Origin of the sequence: Pedobacter frigoris (assembly GCF_005116445.1) — a bacterium.
GTDB lineage: Bacteria > Bacteroidota > Bacteroidia > Sphingobacteriales > Sphingobacteriaceae > Pedobacter > Pedobacter frigoris.
Genome location: NZ_SWBQ01000001.1, coordinates 118,929 through 138,811, shown reverse-complemented (window position 1 = coordinate 138,811; position 19,883 = coordinate 118,929). Strand labels below are relative to the sequence as shown.

Genomic DNA, 19,883 nt, shown 5'->3' with positions numbered 1-19,883 from the left:
AATTTTAGGATAAGGAAATTTAAGGCCAAGGGTAACAATTCTATTGAATCTTAATACTTAGGCCCTTGATGGTCTGCCAGCCTTCTTTATCAGTTAACCTGATCATAAAATGATAGTCACCCGGATCAATATCCGCCGGCACCTGAATCTCAGCGCTTGCCCGATAAGATTTTTGTCCGGTCGGAATAACGACATTCTGAATCAGTAAGAATGGCTTCATCGGTTGTTTAACCGGCGACAGGTCACATTCTTCTAGCTCCGTACTATGTGTATGATGGTCAAAATTATGATGGATATCCAAATTTAATGAGCCCAACTGCGCATTATCACTTAGCAATGCTTTGAACACAAACTTCTCTCCTCTTTTAACTACACTACACTGTTTCGGGAATGCATCATTTGAGCTGGTATTGATCTCCGGATAAGCGGTATCTATCGGCCCGGCAGTATTTTTACTACAATTGCTAAGCACCAGCAAGGATAGCAGGCAGATGCTCAATAAACTAAGTTTCTTCATTATTTAAAATCGATTGTGATGGGAATTACCTTATAAGAACTGACGTTATGCGTGGTGTTTTTATACAGGATCACCCAATTGTATTTACCTGATTCCCATGCTTTGTCTCCGTCAATCGGATTCACAGCCGGTTCGTTGTTATCTTTATCCGCACCAATTTTGATGGACTCACCACCATACACGCCGTTGACCTGTTTTAGGGTGCTCACTTTCGAAGCAGCTGCAAGTCCTGTGTGCGTCACCTTGGTAACCACAATGGCTTTGCTCAAATTAAGGTTGTCTATACTTTCCGGATTATAGTTGGCACTTTTCTTAATGAGTATCGAATATAAAATACCATCGCCTTTAATGTCACTTACCTGCGCATGGAGTGTCAGTTCATCACCTTTTTTCACGATCAGCTCCGGCTCTACGAAAGTATTTGTATAATAGATCATAGTACCGTTGCGGGAGATGATGTCACGGCCAATTTTGGGATCAACAGGAACATTTACGGGATCAATGATGCTCAGATCTTCCTTGATTTCCAGTTTCGTTCCGTTTTCATCAAGCACAATAAAGTAGAAGTCATATTTACCTTCCGGTGCCTCTGCAGGAATTGTGAAATGCTTGTGTACGTTAGTGTTTTTAGCACTCTTGTATTCTGCCCAGTTCAGTTCAAATTTCCAGGGCGCAGTATATTTTTCGCTGCTTTTCTGCAATATCTTTACCTGAACATCTTTTATTTTGGTGGCAGCAACTACATCTGCATTGAAATGGAAATCCCTTCCCCTCAAGGCAAGTTTATTGCCCGATCCGATTTCTACATTTGTAGCTGTAGGGATCGACTTTTCCGGCTCAGCTTCTTTATCCTTTTTGCAGGCCTGGAAAGTAGTCATGATAATTATTAGCGCAACGATGATCTTCATTGATCTAATCGCCAATGATGTGTATTTGTTTGAAATTCTACTTGTGTTCATTTGTTGATGTATTAATGAGTTTTATTATTCTGTTTGTTTTAATGAAATGTTAAAGGGCATTTTCAAGGATAAGACTATATTTCTCCCCTGTTCAGGCAGCTCAATCAGCCTGTAAAAACTGGTATGGTTCAGATAACGGGTATCCAGCAGGTTTTGCACCTGAAAACTCAGCGCCAGCTGTTGCCCGGAAATATTAAGTTTAGTACCAGCCTGGAGGTTAATCAGTCCATAACCTGGTGTTTTCTTTTCCGGTGGAACAATGTTATCCTGCCTTGTGGTAAGCCGGTAGTCAACCGAAAAATAAGAATGTCTAAGCGCAGACTCCGGTGCGGGCGACCAGCTCAGATTGAACAAAGCGGACGCCGGGGGCGAGAAAGGGAGCGTATAACCTTTCTTATCTCCCGAGATCTGTTGGGCAAACAAATATTCACCTAAAAATTCAGCACTCAGGCTTTTCCATATCCTGTATTTTAACTGCAGCTCCCCGCCATACCTGATTACCTCGCTTTGGGCATACTGGAAAATCTGATTGCCCGCACCGTAGTAAAAGTCATGGTTTGCAGTAGGGTTCAGGTAAATATAGTTTGGAAAGTAATTGTAAAAGGGGCTGATCAGCACCGACCAGCGGGCTTCATTCCAGCCCAAACTTAGATCCAACTGGTACGACTGCTCAGGTGCTAACGTCGGGTCCCCTTTCTCATAGCTGAAATAATGATAATTGACCCCATTTGCACCTAACTCTTTAGCAATCGGCATCCTGAAACTTTTACCGGCATTGGCCTTCAACAGAAACTGCTCATGGTTGTAATTCAAACCTACCGACCATACCAGGCTGTTAAAACTACGCTTCAGATCATTTGCCCTGATTAGTTTCTCTGCTATTGTTGTCCCATCGGTTGTAAGCTCTGAATTAAACCAGTCGGTATATTTAAACATCCTGATCTGCCCACGGTCATACCGCAGCGCACCGTGCAACAAAACCCGCTCACCGATCTTATACTTATCATACACAAATATGCCCGCGGTGACTTGTTTAAAAGAGGGCACTAAAAAAGTCCAGCCATTAATGGTATTATCCTGATACTCCGAATTGAAGCCTGCGGTAAACTGATGATTTCCCAGAGTGATCATGTCCTTCAGGTTTATACTATAAACCTGTTTGTCAAATTCCCTTTCCAGCTCTGGCGAGACCGATAAACCATCAGGGTAAACAGGCGGCATATATCCATGATTTACATACTGACTGAATTCCTGCCGAAAATTCTGCTGGTACCCCAGTTCCATTTCCAGTTTATGTACCCCCATCCGATAATCACTGCGGTTGACCACCTTAAAATGGTTCACCTGCTGACTGGGCATCTGAATATCCCGGGCTGATGCATCGTGCATTTCAGTATTTACTCTTCTTGGTTCCAGACCATGCGCATTGGCAAAAAAGCCACTTTTATTATAAACATTACTAAAGTAAAATACAGACCTGAAATTTTCCTTTACATAACCCGTAGCCAGATGTAACCCGGTTTCTCTGCCGGCGGTGTTCCGCAATTGCCTGTTGTGCAACCTGACAGCATAATCATATACAAATACAGTATCCGTAGGTACACTATAGTCTCCATAGTTCTGATAAGTGACACGGGTATCCAGGAACCAATGTTCCCTTCTGCCAAATAAATTGACAGAAGTTCCATACAGGTTGTTATTACTTTTGCCGATCAGGTCAATTGAGCCACCTAAGGTATTTTTTTGCGGTGCACTGGCAGGCTTCACCTCAATTACACCGCCTATGGCGTCCGAACCATAGATAAAAGACGCCGCGCCCTTTACCAGTTCCACTTCGGCTGCTGCAAACTGGTCTATCTCCAGTCCATGATCAGCTCCCCATTGCTGGCCTTCATGCTTCACGCCTTTATCTACCACCAGAACCCGGTTAAAACCCAAGCCCCTTATCAGGGGTTTCGACTGTCCTGAGCCAATACCTATCGTTTTGATACCCGGCAAGCGCTCCAGGCTTTTCATCAAACTTCCGCCCAGGTTCCGTTGTATGAATTCGCTCCCTACCACTTCTATGTTCAGGGATTCTTCCTGTCGTCGGGCTGCTATGAGGCTGTGCTTTACCACCACCTCTTTCAATTGCTGGTCAGAGGTTTTCATAACCACCTTTATAGAAGTCTGTCTATTTTGAATATTGACCAGTAATTTTTGTGCATAGTATCCCCCAAGAGAAACCATTACCTGGTGATTACCTCTTTTAAGTCCATCGACAAAAAACCTTCCCTCTTTATCAGTGTACAATGTATTTTCACACCCTGAAATGGAGACTAAAGCTCCCTTCAATCCTGCCCCCTCAGTATCAAGCACCAGGCCGGCCAACGGGTATAACTGGGCGTTCAATTTACCGCAGACAAAAAGACAAAATAATAGAATAGAAATAAATTTCATAATGGAATGAAAAAATAATGCTGCACATACACGGCGCCATCATTTTCAATAAAGAAATGACACCCGTGAGTAAGATTAAAGAGTAAAAGCTGGTCTAAGCGAAGTAAGGTGGTCCTTTATTGCTAAAACCCGGTAAGGCAGGCTTACATAGACTTCCATTAACGGGAGTATCAATTGTGATTGCTTCAGGCAAGGCTACAGGCAGCACAATTGGCGTAAAATCATGAATAACCTTGCCATGATGGCGCACAAAATAATCACAAATATCACATTTTTCAGAAACGTGGAACTGGCTTTTACCCTTCCCCTGCACCAACTCGTGATCACCATGGTGATGAAATATCTGAATAGCTGATAGCGACAGGAAGATCAGCACAAGGAATACTGAAATTACCCTATAGCTCAACAGAAATGAATATTTGATGCTGTCTTTCACAATTGCATCAAAGTTGCATTTAATTATTTAGAATCACAAGATCAAAACAGATATTTTATCAATACTTTTTAATCTGCTGATTGATGAAATTACCAAGTTTCTCATAGCCCACAGCGTTTGGATGCAATCCATCAGAAAAAAGGGATTCGTCAATCTCTTTCGCAGGCTTTAGGAAAAGTTTTCCCGCATCAGCATATTTTAATCGCTTGCCTATTGCAATGGCAGCTATTTTTTTATTGAGTCCTGCGATTCTCTGCTCCATTTTACGACGTGGCAAAATCCCCATTAAGATTACATCAGCAGCAGGCTTTCTTACTTTAATCACGTCCAACAAGAACTTCAATCCCTGTACTATTTCCTCATCCGTATTATAGTCCAGGTTATTGGTCCCGATCATGAGTATGATCTTCTTTGGAGAGATCTCATCCAGTTCGCCATGATAAATTCTCCACAACACATTTTCTATCCTGTCCCAGCCAAAGCCCATATTCATAGCCTTTCCTTCAGCAAAGTATTTAGTCCATGCATCCTTTCCTTTCGCTCTTGAGGAAGCAGGTTCTCCTCCCCAGTAATGAAGGATAGAGTTGCCTACCAACACAAGTTCGGGCTGATTTGCTTTCCCATAATCCAAAACCTCCTGATGCCTGGTTTCCCAGTCATAACTACTTGCATCACGTCTTTGGGTCACAGGAATCATGGTTGAGACAGTCCCCTGAGGTTCATTAAAAATAGATTTGATCTTTTTCTCATAAGCCTCTGCATACCGCATCATTCCCAGATCATTTGGATGCGTACCATCTACCATACTTTCAATATCGTGCCCTATTTCTTCTTTAGAAAGCAGGTACAATCCTTTCACTCCTGATTTGATCAGCGAGTCTATTGCAGATTTTAACACCCTGTTTACCGCTTCATAATCCTTTTTTCTAAGCGGCTGCATTTCTCCATCTGTATAACCGTCATGCTCTACCATTAAGATCGGGGTGCCCGGTCTTTTCTTTTGAATTTGCCGAACCGCATCAACTATTTTCTGATTCAGCATCGCATCTCCAATTCCTCCTGTCAGGTTAGGAAGACAGTCCAACACAAACAACTTTGCATCAATCTGGGTAACAAAATCAAGCACCTCAGGCTCCAGTTTTCCATTACCAGAAAAGCCCAGGTTAACCATCGACCTGTCCAGTTTCCTTCCCAGAATTGATGTCCATGCCATGCCGGGTCTGGAAGCACACGCACCCTGCGCTATAGAAGTTCCGTATACTACAATTGGCTTTTCTTTGCGAACTGGAAGCGGTTTAAATTTAGCTTCCTTTGGAACAGAAATCTCCATCCATTTTACAGTGTTATACAAAGGAAGGTACAACCTGTATTCCCGGTCATCCACATGCTGGTCTTTGCCGGCAAGGTTAACAAATCTATAACTAACAGTATCACCAAAGGAGTACCTGCCTGCACACCACAGCCATTTGCCATCAATATTTTTTGAATACAGGTCTACTCCGCTTACCCCTGTTGCAGGCATATGAGGCATTGCCATTCCACCCGTCACTTTAAATTTAACGACAATCTCCTCAGCATTCGTCCGGAACTGCATATATAACCCCGAACTATTCTCAGACAATCCCCATACTGCTTTTCTCACATTTTTCTCCGCAGCAGCGGGTAAACGGTCATAACCACTTTTAAATCCACTTTCCCAGCTTCTACCTTGTATCACATTCAATGTATCTTTTGCCGGGTTCCATGACTTATATTCTTTACGCTGTGCTGTGCTATATCCAGATACAAACAGCATGATTATGCTAAAAATGGTTAAAAATCGTCTTATCATTACTAAAAAGTTTACAACAGCTAAACTAGTTAAAAATTCAGAATGTGATGTGCATTATTACGATACAAAGCATATTGCAGCATTTTTTCATAACATCAACTCCAATTACGAATAGCGACGCGCTTAGTGTTGCGTTATCTTATTGTTAAATAACGATTTAAGGAATGAAATTCAACATAAAATGCTTAAATTTAAGTAATTAATTAAATCGTTATGGAAATTGACTATGCCCTTCTTGGTCTGATTGCATTAGCCCTGATAATTTTTATCCTGTGGCTGGTCAGACGAAATATAAAAGATGAGAAAAAATTTGAGAAAGACAGCATTCAGTCTGAATTAAAACCAGAAAAGCATGGTAAGGATCATGTGTAAATCACATATTCATGTTAACTAATCGGACAGGCTTTAACATAAAGATAATACTATATTAACTCAATATTCATGTAATTTAGCCCAATCTCAAAAAGCATGAAAAAGAAAAAACTAAAGAAACTGGTCAAAGCTGCCAGAAAAACGATCAGAAAAGATATTGAGCAAAGTTTAATCGCTGAACTTAAAAGCTTAAGTGCCGGGCTTGGTCAAGATTCTAAAAAAGCCAATAAAGAAATTCATAAGGGTTCAAAGCAACTGGCAAAAAAACTTTCTAAGAACGTAAAGATTGACAGGTCAACGATGTTGCCAAAAGCACAAGCACAAGCAGCAAAACCTGCTATGACCGAAGCAGAATCATCCCAGGCTTAGGCGGCAGGAGAAATCTCTGAAACGCTATACCAATATCTTGAAAGGCTCGCCCCAGCCGCTGCACCGCTTTAATAAGGTGTAGCTGAGCTGAGGACAAACCGCCTAAACCAAGTCCTTTTTTTAACAAACGGCGGATACCTTTTTAAGGTATACCGCCGCTGTCCCACTAACTATTTCTCCTCATCCCGAAACAACAACACCCTTTTTCCTTCTGCATTGACTCTGTAAAAGCTGTCTCCTTCAATTAGCAAAGCTTCGCTTTTCCCATCTCTATGTTTCGTATCCGTATTGATCACTTTACCTCCATAATGAACGCTGATCGTATCGGCAACAATGGTATGGCCGGTTACGATATGCCTAACATTAAACTTTTGCAACGTACTATCTACCTGGGCTTCTTTGGCTTTATAGATCCATTTATTATTGCTTTTGCTAAAACGATTTGTAGCATAATACAGGCGGTACCAAAAAGGTGAAGTCGTACTACTATACAAGAGGTTAACCTTTGTATCCGCATTTTTAGCGACAGCACTGTCTGCATAAAATGGCCTTGCAATTAAATTTATCTGCTCAACAGAAAGCGGTTGATTGTTCAACTCTGCCGAAATGCCACCATGAGCAAACAATAAATCACCTATCTTTTCTACGATGTTCTTTGTTCTCAGCCACCTCCCTAGCTCACTATCTTCATTATAAAGTTGCATTAGTGTTTTGCACATTAAGGCCGCATTATTTTTATACTTATCCTCCACATAGCGATGATCACCCTGTAGGTTCATGATCTCATGATTACCTAATATAAAATGTACATATCCTCCGGCAGCTTTGGCTTTCTTCTCCAGCATATACACTAGCCAAAGGCACTCCGTAACCTGCAATCCCCTATCAAACATATCTCCAGCAAAAACAAGATGCCCATTTCCAAAAGTCCAGTTGAAATCAGAATCGATGATCTTATTAGCCTGCAGCAACTTCCTGAACGCTTCAAACTCACCTTCAATATCCGAAAGCACAAACAGCTTCTCTGGTCTAGTAGCGGTTACGGAAGGTTCCAGTGTCAGCTTGGTTTTAAGCTGAACAGGAAAGTTTTTCCGCAAATCATCAGTCCCGATTGTTATCCCAATACCCCTTTTTGCTGGGTACTTCAATTCAGTTACTGTTGAAGAATTCATACTGTAAGCTGTAATACCTTCTTTTCCATGAAAAACGTAAGGGCCGTCTTGCATAAGTGCAAGCTGTTCATAAATGTCACCGATCAAAGCCTGCCCATTGTCCTTCCTTGGATCTGGGAATAATCGATTGGCATGACGCCTTAAAGCACCTCCATGTGCCCTGCCAAATTCTCCATTATATAAAAATTCTCCCTTATTATTTAACATAAAAACGGCAGGAAAAGCTTTAAAATTAAACTTCGGATAGTCTCTAATGTTGTAATAATTAAGTACGGGGTGCATCTTCCCCTGTCCGTTTGTATACAGCTCTATTAAATTTTTCACAGGCGTATTAACACCAGACAGGCTATTTTGCCAAACAGTTTTATTCTTCTCCGTAGAGATATTTAAAAAGATCACATTAGAATCCTGTTGAAATACCCGGCTTACCTTCCTAAGGGCAACTTTCATTCTACTACATTCCTTACTGTCATCAAAAAAATTCAATAACACCAGTTTTCCCTCGAAATCCTTCTTCCCATAGGATTGTCCGTTGCCATCCTGCAATGCAAAATCCGGGGAATTTCCACCTACATGAATGACCCACGCTCTGATCATTTGTTCATAATCCCTCACATAGGCTTTATATTCCGGATACCCTGGTAACTTATAAAATTCATTTAATAAATATTCTATTTCAGGCGTACTGCCATCTTTAAGCGTATGTGTCTTTAAACCACCTTCTGTAAGTAGAAATACCTGAACACTTTGTAACACATTTCCTTTATAGATTTTTTTCGCGAAATTCCAGTAAGCGGTTTTACGGCTGGCATTCTTCAAGCTATCATGAGCATAATCAAAGTTGTATTTCCGTTCAACGGACCTACGTATAAAATCATAGAAATAATAAGAATTCAGTGCTTTACCTGAATAAGTATGTACCCAACTGGTTGATCCGCTATTTAAGGTTGAATCAAAAATTTGGCCCAGCTTTTCCCCTGAAAGCCCTAACACAGAGGCCTTATTTACCAACAAACCAAATTTATGGAGCCGCTGATATTCAACATCTGCGATTTCGGTTACTTTAAGGTAAGCATAGATAAAAGGTGAAATAAGCTTTTTATAGTCTTCAAAAAGTGAATCGATCAAAAGTAATTTCCTGTTCAGATAAAGATGCCATTCCTGATAATCCTTCAGGGAAGCAATAACTGATAACTTCGGGTTAGCAGGAAGGCTCAATTTTGACATGTTAATCTTGACTTCTTCCAGAAGTCTAAATTTTTCAGCCCCTTTTCCTGTAAACCTAGTTCCCTTCTTATCATACCTGATCTGTACACTATCTCCTGGCTCAAAAAGCGTATAATTATACGATTTCCCCAATACCTCAGATAAATTAATATATAAAGGACCATGACCCGGAAATCTAAATTTTACATATCCATTTTTGATCTCCTTATCTATGGGTCTATAACTTATGACATGAACAAATTTTATAAAGGATCCAGTATCGACTTTCATGCTATCTTTTTTATAATCAGCAGGTAAGTGGAATTCAACGACAATAGCACTACCGTTCAAATTAGATTTTTTCTGAGCGGAAAGGGTATGATAAAAGCATACCAAAAGTATCAGCACGCCTAACAACCTGTAACTCGTTCTCATAAAGATCAATTTCAATAATCAAGATTTTGAACAAGACCAGAGACCTTTACATCAAGGGCAGGAATCGGCGCAATGGCATTATTACTTGGGTAGGGTAAAACCTGGGTTGCAGCGCTCAAGGCATCCGCGCGGTTTACTCCTTTTTTCCACCTCAGCAAGTCAAACATCCTAAAGCCTTCAAAGGCAAGTTCTTTCCTACGCTCCTTATATATGGATTCCAGCAATGCACTTCCGGTTAATGTTGTAGCAGTTACTGTAGGATTAGCCCTTTTCCGGATGGCATCCAGGTAAAAGCCTGCGCTATCTGTATTATTTAATTGTGCGTAGGCTTCTGCAGCCGTCAAATACATTTCTGAAGAACGGATTACAGTTTGATAATAAGAACCTCCACCTGATACTTCTGGAACAACCGCTGTAGGAAATTTAATAACATTCCATTGGGTTATACCAGAAACTACAGCTGATGCCACCCAAACCTTCCTAGCATCATTAGCGTCTTCATTTAACAAGGTTGAAACATCTGAAGTGGCCAAAAAAAGAATGGTTGGTCTGTAATATCTTGAAGCAAAATTAGTAGCATAGCCATTGATTGCACCTGCACTTGGGGGTAGCTGAAACAGCGCTTCGGTTTCCGTAAGTGTGAACAATTTAGCGGGATAATTTGTCACCATGATGGGTACTGCCGTCCCTACCTGTCTGGCTAGGTTCTTTGCCAGCAGCCAATTTCCCTTAAAAAGATACACCCTTGATAACAGTGCCCTTGCTGCATTCCTATTCATCACTAAAGTGTTTGATGAAGTGGCTGGCAGTAAGGAGATGGCATTATTCAGATCTGAAACTAGGTTAAGGTATACTTCCGCAACAGTATTCCGATTATTTACCGGCATGGTCCAGTTTGAAGTGGTCACATAGGCGACACCGGGATGTGAAGCATCTGGGGTAAAATTATACGATTGAGCAAACACGTTCACGAGCAAAAAATGACTTAACGCCCTTATCGCATAGGCCTGCCCCTTTATTGCATCAGCAACTGCAGGATCCTGGCTCCGGTATTCATCAGCCTTTTCCAACACATAACTGGCTGACCTGATAACCCTGTATGCACCATAGGAAAATCCATTGAAATTTACTGCTGATGACGAAACAGTAACTGCACTGGAAGATTCATCTGCTTGCTGGCTCCAGTTGTAATGTATCCCTAACGGAACATTAGTTGAAGAACCCGAAACTGGCTTAACATTATCCGCTATAAGTTCTGGATAAATCATATGGTAGCCATGAAAAAGATTCCCTCCCATATCCGCATAAACCCCGTTCAGGTATTCATTTGTAGTTTTCAAATCAGTAACATAATCCTGGCGGATTAATGTCCCTTGTTCACTTACGTTGTCCAGAAACGATTTCTTGCATGACAGGAGACTAGTGATAAGTACAATGCCTACAAGTAATTTTTTATAATAGTTCATTATATAATTTTTTAATTCCATCAATCTATACGCTTTTATTAAAAACTAACATTTATCCCTGCCGAAAAAGATCTTTGATTGGGATAGGCAAACCCGGTACTTCCTCCCACATTCATATTGTCAGGATCCGGCCCCTGATATTTAGTCAATATTGCAAGATTATGCCCTTGCACATACAACCTCAATGCGGTTAAATGTAACCTGTCCAATAGTTCCTTCGAAAAATTATAAGCAAAGGTTACCTGCTGAAGCCGGAGGTAATCTCCTTTAAACAAATAGCGGGTAGATGTTCGGAAACCGAGATCGGTATTGTTTAGTAAACGTCTTGGGTTACTTACCTGATCCCCACTTTCTTTCCAATAATCCAATGCTTGTTTGGACTGGTTCACATAGGGGTAAAATCCATCATTTAAAAAGTAAATGGACGAACTGTCGTATATTTTTAAACCATACTGGTAGTACAAAGAGGCAGAAAACTCAAAACTTTTATACCGAAAAACGTTTTTAATTGCACCATAACCATCAGGCTGAGGTTTTCCAACAAACTCCTTTTTTGCTAAACTGAACGTACTTGTCGGTTGTCCGTTGGGAGCCATCCATTGTGGCTTTCCGTCTTCCTGATTCACCCCCATCCAGATTGGCATATAAAATGAATTAAAATTCCTTCCTTCCTCATTAGCCATCAAGCCCGATGCAATAGATTCTAAAGGAACATTGGCTTTAACCAGCTTATTCTGGTTTGAACTCCAATTGGCATTCAGGCTCCAGTTAAAATTCTTACTGTGAACCACAGTACCCGAGAGCGCCAGTTCAGTTCCGCTATTCTTCATATCGCCAATATTATCCAGCACAGAACCAAATCCGGTTAAGGAAGGAAGGTTTGTGATATAGATCAGCTCATCTGTTTTCCGGTTATAAATGTCCGCTGAAAAACTAATCCTTTCTTTCAAAAACCTCATTTCAAGTCCCAAATCCCAGCTAAATGTTTCCTCCCATTGAATGTCAGGATTACCTAAACTTGATGGGGTAATGGCATTGTTCCCTAAAAGTTTCTTCAACGTTAACCTGTCAAAACGGGTAAAAGCATCCACAGCTCCCGAATTTCCTGCAGCGCCCAAACTGCCCCTGATTTTTATATAATTAAGCCAGGGAGCATGTGTTTTTGCAAATTTCTCTTCACTGATGATCCAACCCGCTCCAGCAGACCAATAAGTTCCCCATTGATGTTGGTCACCGAATTTTGAAGACCCATCTTTACGAATACTTCCTGAAAGAAAGTATTTGTTTAGATAACCATAGTTTACTTGTCCAAAAACAGAAAGCAAGGTCTGTCTGCCAGCCCCACCTGTAATGCCGCTTGTTGTATACCCGGGACTGTTCAGCTGATTGTAATATGGCAGGGTTGTGGCTGTACCAACGGCTTCCGCCCCAAGCTGTTTTTGCAAGATGATTTGTGCCTCTTGTCCCAGCAAGATACCTAGCGAGTGCTCATTCTTAAAATTTGTATCAAACCGTAAGGTATTTGTATTGATCACGTTCGCCCTTCGTTCATCTCTTTCTGCTATGCGGGGCTGTAATACAGATTGAGAACTGGCGTAAAATCGCGGGTCATTTTTCTCTTTCAATTCTGCTAGCATAAAATCAGCGCCGAAATCACTTTTAAAAGTAAAATATTTCAGAAGATTTGCTTCTGCATAAAGCTTACTTAAACCACGATAACTTACATTTTTATTGATATTATACTCAGAAACTACGACCGGGTTCTGTAGTTCACCAATAGCACCAAAGGGATAAGTAAGCTTATAATTTCCATCGGCCAACCTTACTGGGTTAAGTGGCGACATCACCGCAGCCGCACCAAAACCTCCGGCACTTTCTTCCGCATTCGAATAATTCTGTATATTGAAAGACAGGGAGGTATTGGCGCCTAATTTTAACCAGTTAGCAGGTTTACTTTCAAAAGTAAAACGTAGAGACTTACGGTCAAAATCGGTTCCCTTCACTGCACCATTCTGCTTAGTATATTCAACATTCAGGTAAAAAATATTTCGTTCATTACCTCCAGAAATACTGATATCATTGGAGATTGTACGGGCGCGATCCGTGTATAACGCCCCGAACCAGTCACTTTCAGGGTAAAAATCGCCAGTTGTTGTAGTAGGAAATTTTATTTTCAAGTCAGCAAGAATACCCGCATCTGTCCAGGTCGCAGCATTTGTACTTTTATAGGTGTCATATAAAAGATTCAGATATTCCTGCTGGTTCAACATTTCTGTTTTCCCTGTAAGCTTTGATGATACATCCGTCTGATGTCTGAAACTAAAATTTGTTTTACCAGCTTTTCCTCTTTTTGTGGTAACCAAAATTACGCCATTGCTTGCTTTTGATCCATATAAAGCAATAGCTGCAGCATCCTTTAACACTGATATGGTTTCAATGTCTGAAGGGTTAAGCTGAGCAAGAGGATTCGTAACCGATGTCGCATTAAGTGTGTTTGAAAACTGAAAATTATCGTGGGTTACGGGAATACCATCAATAACAATCAAGGGGTTTCTAACCGTGGAACCAAAACTTACATCTGTTCCCGTGGCTATTCCCCTCAATACCATATTTGCCACACCGCCCCCCGGCTGCCCGGTGCCCCCTGTAATCTGCAATCCTGGAACAAGCCCTTGCAGACTCTTGTCAAAACTTCTATTAGGCAAATTCTCAATCTGGGCCCCACTAACAACGGTAACCGCTCCGGTCAAAGCTTGCTGCGTGGTTTTTCCGTAAGCCACCACAACTTCATTCAATTCAGCAGACTTCATTTCCATAGTGACGGTCAAGCTGGCTTTCGTAGTTACCTCCTTATCAAAATAACCCACATAGGAAATCACCAGAATCGCCTTATCATCCACACGCTGCAAGAAAAACACACCTTCCGAATTGGTCACAGCGGATTGCTGCGCACCCTTCACCTTCACCGTAGCACCAATCAACGGCAATCCCTTTTCATCCAATACCACACCCCTGACATCAATGGGAGGAGTAAAAGCATCCACCACCCTATCCAGAAAGGAAGGCTCTTTCGGCTTAATAATAATGTTCTTATCCTCTATGCTATAAATAAAAGGCTGATCATCAGACAGCTTTTCCAGCACTGCTTTTAGATCTGTATTCTTAAAATTTACATCGATCTGTTTACTCGCTTCTATCTTTTCAGGTGAGTATAATACATTGTACCCGGTCTGCAGGGTAATCTGCTTAAAAATTTCACGGAGGCTTGCGTCCTTCTTTGTGTAAGAAAGCTTCTGTCCGAAACTGGCGGCCGATACCTGTACGAAACCGGCGATCATAATAATTATGATTAGTCTCATAATTAAGAATATTTTTGGCGGCAGCCACTCACGCGGCATACCTGGTTTAAAAGGATATAATTTCATACCTTTATCTCTTTGGGTTAATACGTTAAACTGATCTCAAAATTTGTTTTTGGGTTAACTCAAAATCTTGCCGGATAGTGCTTAGACTCACTATTCGGCTTCTTTTGTCCCCATTAGCTTAAGGCCTATTCCCTTTTTTGTAAAATTCTTTTCATGCTGTCTGGTCTGTTTGTTAGTAATCGGTTAATTGGTTCTTTTCAATAGGTGAGATGATCGGGTTTTTATTTAATGACGATGATTTTTTTACCTTCTATTTTAAATTTCGCCGCTCCAGTTTGTGCGATAGCATTCAATATCCCGGAGACCTTATCATATCGGGACACAGATCCTTCCAGCAGCTTATTCTTTAGATCGTCGCTCTCATATTCTACTTCTACATTATACCACCGGGCTATTTGTCGCATTACAGTCTGCATAGGTGCCTTGTTAAATGAGAACAAACCATTTTTCCAGGCTACAGCCTCGGTTACATCCACATCTTTTACTTGTATCCGGTTAGGACCGGTTAAGAGGGATTGCTGATTGGGTTTGAGGATGACGTCATTTACCTTTACGCTACCTTCCAACAGCGTCGTCTTAATCGCACCCTCATCTGCGTAACTGTTTACGTTAAAATGCGTACCCAGCACTTCTACCTGCTGCCCATCGCTTTCCACGATAAAAGGATGAGATTTATCTTTTGCTACTTCCAGATAGGCTTCTCCTGTGAGTTCTATTCTTCTTTGTTTAGTACCTTTAAAGTCTGAAGGGAATTTTATAGAGGATGCGGCGTTAAGCCATACCTTGGTTCCATCAGGCAAGATCACCTGATACGTGCCCCCGCGAGGGGTACTTGCGGTAAGCATAGTCGCTGTTTTGACGCTATCCGTCACAACTACACTTTTCTTGTTGGTATCCAAGGCAATTACTTTACCATTGGCAAGCAAAAGGGTAGCAGTATTTTTACCAGGTGCTATGTCGTTTTTAAACACCACGTCACCCTGAACTTGTTTCAGGGCCCCAGTGTCGCTATTAAAAAACCAAATACCAAATACAATTGCCGCTACCGCAGCAGCAGTCACAGCCACACGCGGCCATAACTTATATTTATGCAAAGGCAGTATTGAGCCCCTGATATTCTGCTCAAATTTCAGCTTTGCTGCTGTAAGGTCTCCCACATTTAATTCCGAAGCCTCATCTTCCCCAAGGTGATGAAACCACTTTTGCAGCAGCTGTACCTCTTCAGCTGTGCACAACCCAGCTTTATATTTTTCAAGTAATTCCTCAGCTTCTTTCATAAATAACAAAAGCTTTTTTCGCTTTCATACTACTAAGACGGCAAAGGTTATGGGGTATGGGTACAAGGAGAGAAAAAAATATCAATACATCAAGCCAAACAGCCACAACGGAATCTTGTTGCCTGCTCCTATTTCCAAATCATCTGCGGCGATATAGGAATCTGAAAGCCCTGCGATCTGTTTAAATGTTTTAGTCGCACCCCCAACCTCAAAAGTTAACTTGTTGTCTACGGTAAAATCTCCAGCCTTAGCCAAAGCTACCTTATATCCTGAATTTCTGAACTGGTTGACAAAAAAACATTCTCTTCTGCTGTCTTCGTTGGCCGGACTGGAGGACAATGCTTCAAACAAATTGGGATTGTCCAGCAAAACTTTTGATGGTTTTTCTATCACCCCCATTCCCTTTCCTTCCAGGTAAACCTGCTGAATCAGCTTAGCGCTTTCCAGGTAATGGAAATACTGAACCAACGTAGTTCTACTCATTTTCAGTGTTTTAGCGAGACTCGTCATATTTGGCTTAAAAGGGACTTGGGTGGCCAGTATCCCCAAAAGCTGATAAATTTTCCTGATTTGCATTTTATCTATACCCTGCAAAAAAGCCAGGTCGTACTCAAACAGTCAAATTAACTACTCTGGAAAGCTGAATGAAATAACCTTCTTTATCCTCTTTATACTCCAGATACTCTCTAAAAGACATTCCATTGAGTTCATATTGCCTTGCTCTCCGACTTAAATCAACTTCAAGACCAAGCAATTCAATAATGGAAGATCCTGTTACAATCAAATGCAGGTCTTTATAGAAATCATATATATTCTTTACTTCCCTGACCCAGCCATTATATTTATGAACTTCGTCAATAAATAAATATTTACCCCCTAATTGTCTGAACCACTCAGCTGTTGCCAAAAGCGTATTGCCCGAAAAATATATATCATCCAATGTGATATACAAACATTCTTCCGGAGCAGCGTTCATCATTTTTATTCTTTGCAGTAATAAAGTGGTCTTGCAAGCTGAACGATTTTTCAATAAAACGAACTATTCATTGAACGATTTTAACAAATAACGTTCACTACACAGAACGTTTTACTTATAAAACAGCAACATCGCAATCCAAACCACCAATCCCAAACGTAGTCTCAGCACCTTCAATGCCCGCTTCATTTGTGTTGCCACAGTATGCTCTGAAATATTTAAAGCCTTTGCGATCTCCTTATGTGAAAGCTTATCCTTCCTGCTCAGTTCAAATATCTCCCTCATTTTTGGGGGCAAAGCCTGAATCTCTCGTTCTATTAAAGCAGACAAGTCCTTTTCCCTAACCAAAAAATCAGTCGACTCCGTGGCAATATCTATGAAACTTTGCAGCGATGCAATATATTTAGCCTCCACTTTCTTATGAGAAAACAAATCAAAAGCCTTGTTGCGGACCGCCGTAAAAAGATATGATTTAAGTGATACTTCAAAAGAAAAATCAAACCGCTTGTTCCAAAGCGCAATCAGTACATCCTGGATGACATCCTGAGACGCTTCCTTACTATGCAGTTTCTTATGCGCGTAAATATACAAGAGGCTATGGTAACGGTCATAAATCTGAGTAAAGGCATTCCTGTCCCCTTGCCTCAACAAAGCAACCAGTTCCTGATCGGTATATGCGCCGTAAGCAGCCATGAATTATAAATTATCCCCTTGCTTAAATTTAAACAATTTTATATTGCAAAGGTGTATAAACTTTGGTGAATAAACACAACACCAGCAGATTAAGATAATATTAAATAAAAGACCTGCATCAGGAATACATCATCAGGCGCTCCGCTAACCCTGCGCTCGCCTCTCCTACGCTCCAACTCCGGTCCTTCTGCGGTCCATCTGGGGTATTGGTTCGATTGCGATCGAACCAATATCCCAGATGATACGGAGCAATACCCTAGGTGATACGAGCGCAGGGCGAAGACATAGCAGTCACATTGGGAAATAATACATAAGTTTGTTTTGTAAAAAACACTAACTTTACATTCAAGGGGATAAATGGAAATGGCTGATTACAGCATGTATACGGATCAGGAACTGGCTGCTTTTCTAAAGCAGGGTGATGAGGTTGCATACACTGAGATCTTCGCCAGGTACAACTATATTTTGCATAGTCATGCCGTAAACAAGCTTCGCGACAGAGAGGAAGCCAGAGACATTATCCAGGAAGTATTTACTTATCTGTGGCAAAAAAAAGAGACGATTACTTTTACCAGCAGCCTGTCAGGATACCTCTACGGCGCGGTACGTAATGCCATATTAAACAGAGTGGTGCACAAACAGGTACAGGAAAAATATTTTGACTCGCTAAAAGCCTTTTCTCTGCGGGGAGAGGTAGTTACGGATCATCTGATCAGAGAAAAACAACTCAGGGAGTTTATAGAACAGGAGATTGCGCTGCTCCCCCCTAAAATGCGCCAGGTTTTTGAAATGAGCCGCAAAGAAAACCTGAGTCACAAAGAAATTGCTGAAAAACTGGATATATCTGAGCAAACAGTCAGCAAACAAGTAACCAACGCCATAAAAATATTAAAAACAAAACTCGGGGTTGTTGTCTATTTGTGGTTCATCATGGACAAATAAAAATTATTTTCATTTTCTTCTACCTGTTAGGGCTTAGTTACTTTCCTTACTATTAATGAGCGCAAATGGCCTCGTACAATAGCATGGAAAACAAAGCATTACACGAATTACTGGATAGATATAAAAAAGGCGGTGCAAGCGCTGAAGATGTCGCTTTTCTGGAAAGCTGGTATCAGCAATACAATAAAGAACAGCGTATGGAGATGACTGAAGCAGAACTTGAAGAAGACAGGCAGCTCATCTGGAATTCCATTCAGCAGGAACGTGTGGTGGCAACTCCAGTCAGGAAAGTGAAGCTATGGTCTTCAGAAACTTTCAGAATAGCCATTGCAGCAGCAATAGCCATCATCTTACTTGGCGTTTATTTCTTTAACACAACAAACCAGCCTACGAAAATCAAATCAGAAAATCCGGTATCGGCCAATGACGTCAAGGCAGGAGGCAATAGGGCTTTACTAACTTTGGCCGATGGAAGGCGTATTGTCCTCACAGATGCCGTTAATGGGGAACTTGCCAAACAGGCCGGAGTACGCATCACAAAAACAAAAGACGGACAATTGATCTATACCGTAGAAAATACGGGCCATGAGACCAAACCAGAATACAACACCATAGAAACCCCGCGGGGAGGCCAGCATATTGTAAACTTACCGGATGGTTCCATAGTAGTGCTTAACGCTGCTTCCAGCCTTAAATTCCCAACAACTTTCTCTTCTTTTCAGGAAAGGAAAGTTGAGCTGAGCGGCGAAGCCTACTTTGAAATATCCAAAGATAAAGCTCATCCATTTATTGTTAAAACCAATGGACAGGAGGTAAAAGTACTGGGAACGCATTTCAATATTAACAGTTATGCAGATGAGGGTAGTACAAAGACAACGCTGCTGGAAGGATCAGTGCGTGTGATTTCTGTTTTGTCATCCAGAGCGAATGCGAAGGATCCAGATCCCTCGGAACTCGGGATGACAAATAGCATAATACTGCGCCCCAACCAACAATCTGTAGTGACCACCAACGGTGACATCAAAGTCATCAAAGTTGATACTGAAGATGTAGTCGCCTGGAAAAATGGCTTCTTCGTTTTCAATGATGAAAGTCTGGAAAGCATCATGCGCAAAGTATCGCGATGGTATGATGTGGAAGTTGTTTATCAGGATAAGCTACCTCGCGTGTCGTTCCTTGGAGCGCTATCACGCTCAAAAAATCTATCAGCCTTAATCAACATACTCGAAGAATCGGGAGAAGTTCACTTTAAAATACAAGGAAGGAGGATTGTCGTGATGAAATAGACCTTTACTTTCAAAATGACAATCACAAAAAAGCCGGTTTCCGACAGCCATCGAAAACCGGCAAACATTGGATTGTCCCATT

At 41.2% G+C, this 19,883-nt stretch carries 16 protein-coding genes; 4 read left to right on the top strand and 12 right to left on the bottom strand.

All coding sequences use genetic code 11. The annotated features are described in order from the left end of the window. Positions 1 to 40 precede the first annotated feature (40 nt). The 5 genes from FA047_RS00550 to FA047_RS00530 all read right to left on the bottom strand — a co-directional run bounded on the left by FA047_RS00550 (position 41) and on the right by FA047_RS00530 (position 6,182). The gene (locus FA047_RS00550) at positions 41 to 517 is read right to left on the bottom strand and encodes a DUF4625 domain-containing protein (RefSeq protein WP_136834045.1); all 477 of its coding nucleotides are present in this window, start codon (positions 515 to 517) and stop codon (positions 41 to 43) included. Beyond that, on the bottom strand, positions 517 to 1,476 hold the full coding sequence (locus FA047_RS00545; RefSeq protein ID WP_136834044.1) for a DUF4625 domain-containing protein: 960 nt from the start codon (positions 1,474 to 1,476) through the stop codon (positions 517 to 519). Before FA047_RS00545 ends, FA047_RS00550 begins: the two co-directional genes overlap by 1 nt. Positions 1,477 to 1,500: 24 nt before the next feature. After that, positions 1,501 to 3,915, bottom strand: coding sequence for a TonB-dependent receptor (locus tag FA047_RS00540; RefSeq protein WP_136834043.1), 2,415 nt, complete (start codon positions 3,913 to 3,915; stop codon positions 1,501 to 1,503). Between the two features lie 94 nt (positions 3,916 to 4,009). Next, on the bottom strand, positions 4,010 to 4,351 hold the full coding sequence (locus FA047_RS00535; protein WP_136834042.1) for a hypothetical protein: 342 nt from the start codon (positions 4,349 to 4,351) through the stop codon (positions 4,010 to 4,012). A gap of 58 nt (positions 4,352 to 4,409) precedes the next feature. After that, complete coding sequence (locus FA047_RS00530; protein WP_136834041.1) at positions 4,410 to 6,182, bottom strand: SGNH/GDSL hydrolase family protein; 1,773 nt, start codon at positions 6,180 to 6,182, stop codon at positions 4,410 to 4,412. Positions 6,183 to 6,395: 213 nt separating this feature from the next. On the opposite strand from FA047_RS00530, the gene FA047_RS20375 reads away from it, so the two are divergent. Then, complete coding sequence (locus FA047_RS20375; RefSeq protein ID WP_169304291.1) at positions 6,396 to 6,554, top strand: hypothetical protein; 159 nt, start codon at positions 6,396 to 6,398, stop codon at positions 6,552 to 6,554. Between the two features lie 96 nt (positions 6,555 to 6,650). Beyond that, on the top strand, positions 6,651 to 6,923 hold the full coding sequence (locus FA047_RS00525) for a hypothetical protein (RefSeq protein ID WP_136834040.1): 273 nt from the start codon (positions 6,651 to 6,653) through the stop codon (positions 6,921 to 6,923). Positions 6,924 to 7,093: 170 nt separating this feature from the next. Here the strand turns inward: FA047_RS00525 and FA047_RS00520 are convergent, their stop codons facing one another. The 7 genes from FA047_RS00520 to FA047_RS00490 all read right to left on the bottom strand — a co-directional run bounded on the left by FA047_RS00520 (position 7,094) and on the right by FA047_RS00490 (position 17,573). Next, complete coding sequence (locus FA047_RS00520) at positions 7,094 to 9,736, bottom strand: metallophosphoesterase (RefSeq protein ID WP_169304290.1); 2,643 nt, start codon at positions 9,734 to 9,736, stop codon at positions 7,094 to 7,096. Between the two features lie 11 nt (positions 9,737 to 9,747). Then, on the bottom strand, positions 9,748 to 11,202 hold the full coding sequence (locus FA047_RS00515; RefSeq protein ID WP_169304289.1) for a RagB/SusD family nutrient uptake outer membrane protein: 1,455 nt from the start codon (positions 11,200 to 11,202) through the stop codon (positions 9,748 to 9,750). Positions 11,203 to 11,240: 38 nt separating this feature from the next. Beyond that, positions 11,241 to 14,561, bottom strand: a complete 3,321-nt coding sequence (locus tag FA047_RS00510; protein ID WP_169304288.1) for a SusC/RagA family TonB-linked outer membrane protein — start codon at positions 14,559 to 14,561, stop codon at positions 11,241 to 11,243. Between the two features lie 287 nt (positions 14,562 to 14,848). Continuing rightward, a complete protein-coding gene (locus tag FA047_RS00505; protein ID WP_136834036.1) occupies positions 14,849 to 15,904 on the bottom strand; it encodes a FecR family protein in 1,056 nt (351 codons plus the stop codon). A gap of 81 nt (positions 15,905 to 15,985) precedes the next feature. Then, complete coding sequence (locus FA047_RS00500) at positions 15,986 to 16,387, bottom strand: hypothetical protein (RefSeq protein ID WP_136834035.1); 402 nt, start codon at positions 16,385 to 16,387, stop codon at positions 15,986 to 15,988. Positions 16,388 to 16,514: 127 nt separating this feature from the next. After that, positions 16,515 to 16,934 (bottom strand): ATP-binding protein, encoded by a 420-nt coding sequence (locus tag FA047_RS00495; RefSeq protein WP_169304287.1) that lies wholly within the window; start codon positions 16,932 to 16,934, stop codon positions 16,515 to 16,517. A 57-nt stretch (positions 16,935 to 16,991) separates the two neighbouring features. Beyond that, positions 16,992 to 17,573: an RNA polymerase sigma factor gene (locus FA047_RS00490; RefSeq protein ID WP_136834033.1), complete on the bottom strand. Its 582-nt coding sequence runs from the start codon at positions 17,571 to 17,573 to the stop codon at positions 16,992 to 16,994. A gap of 363 nt (positions 17,574 to 17,936) precedes the next feature. Here FA047_RS00490 and FA047_RS00485 point away from each other — a divergent pair, with 363 nt between their 5' ends. Next, on the top strand, positions 17,937 to 18,515 hold the full coding sequence (locus tag FA047_RS00485; protein ID WP_136834032.1) for an RNA polymerase sigma factor: 579 nt from the start codon (positions 17,937 to 17,939) through the stop codon (positions 18,513 to 18,515). A 65-nt stretch (positions 18,516 to 18,580) separates the two neighbouring features. Then, entirely contained in the window at positions 18,581 to 19,801 is a 1,221-nt protein-coding gene (locus tag FA047_RS00480; RefSeq protein ID WP_225872593.1) for a FecR family protein, read from the top strand. Positions 19,802 to 19,883 lie beyond the last annotated feature (82 nt).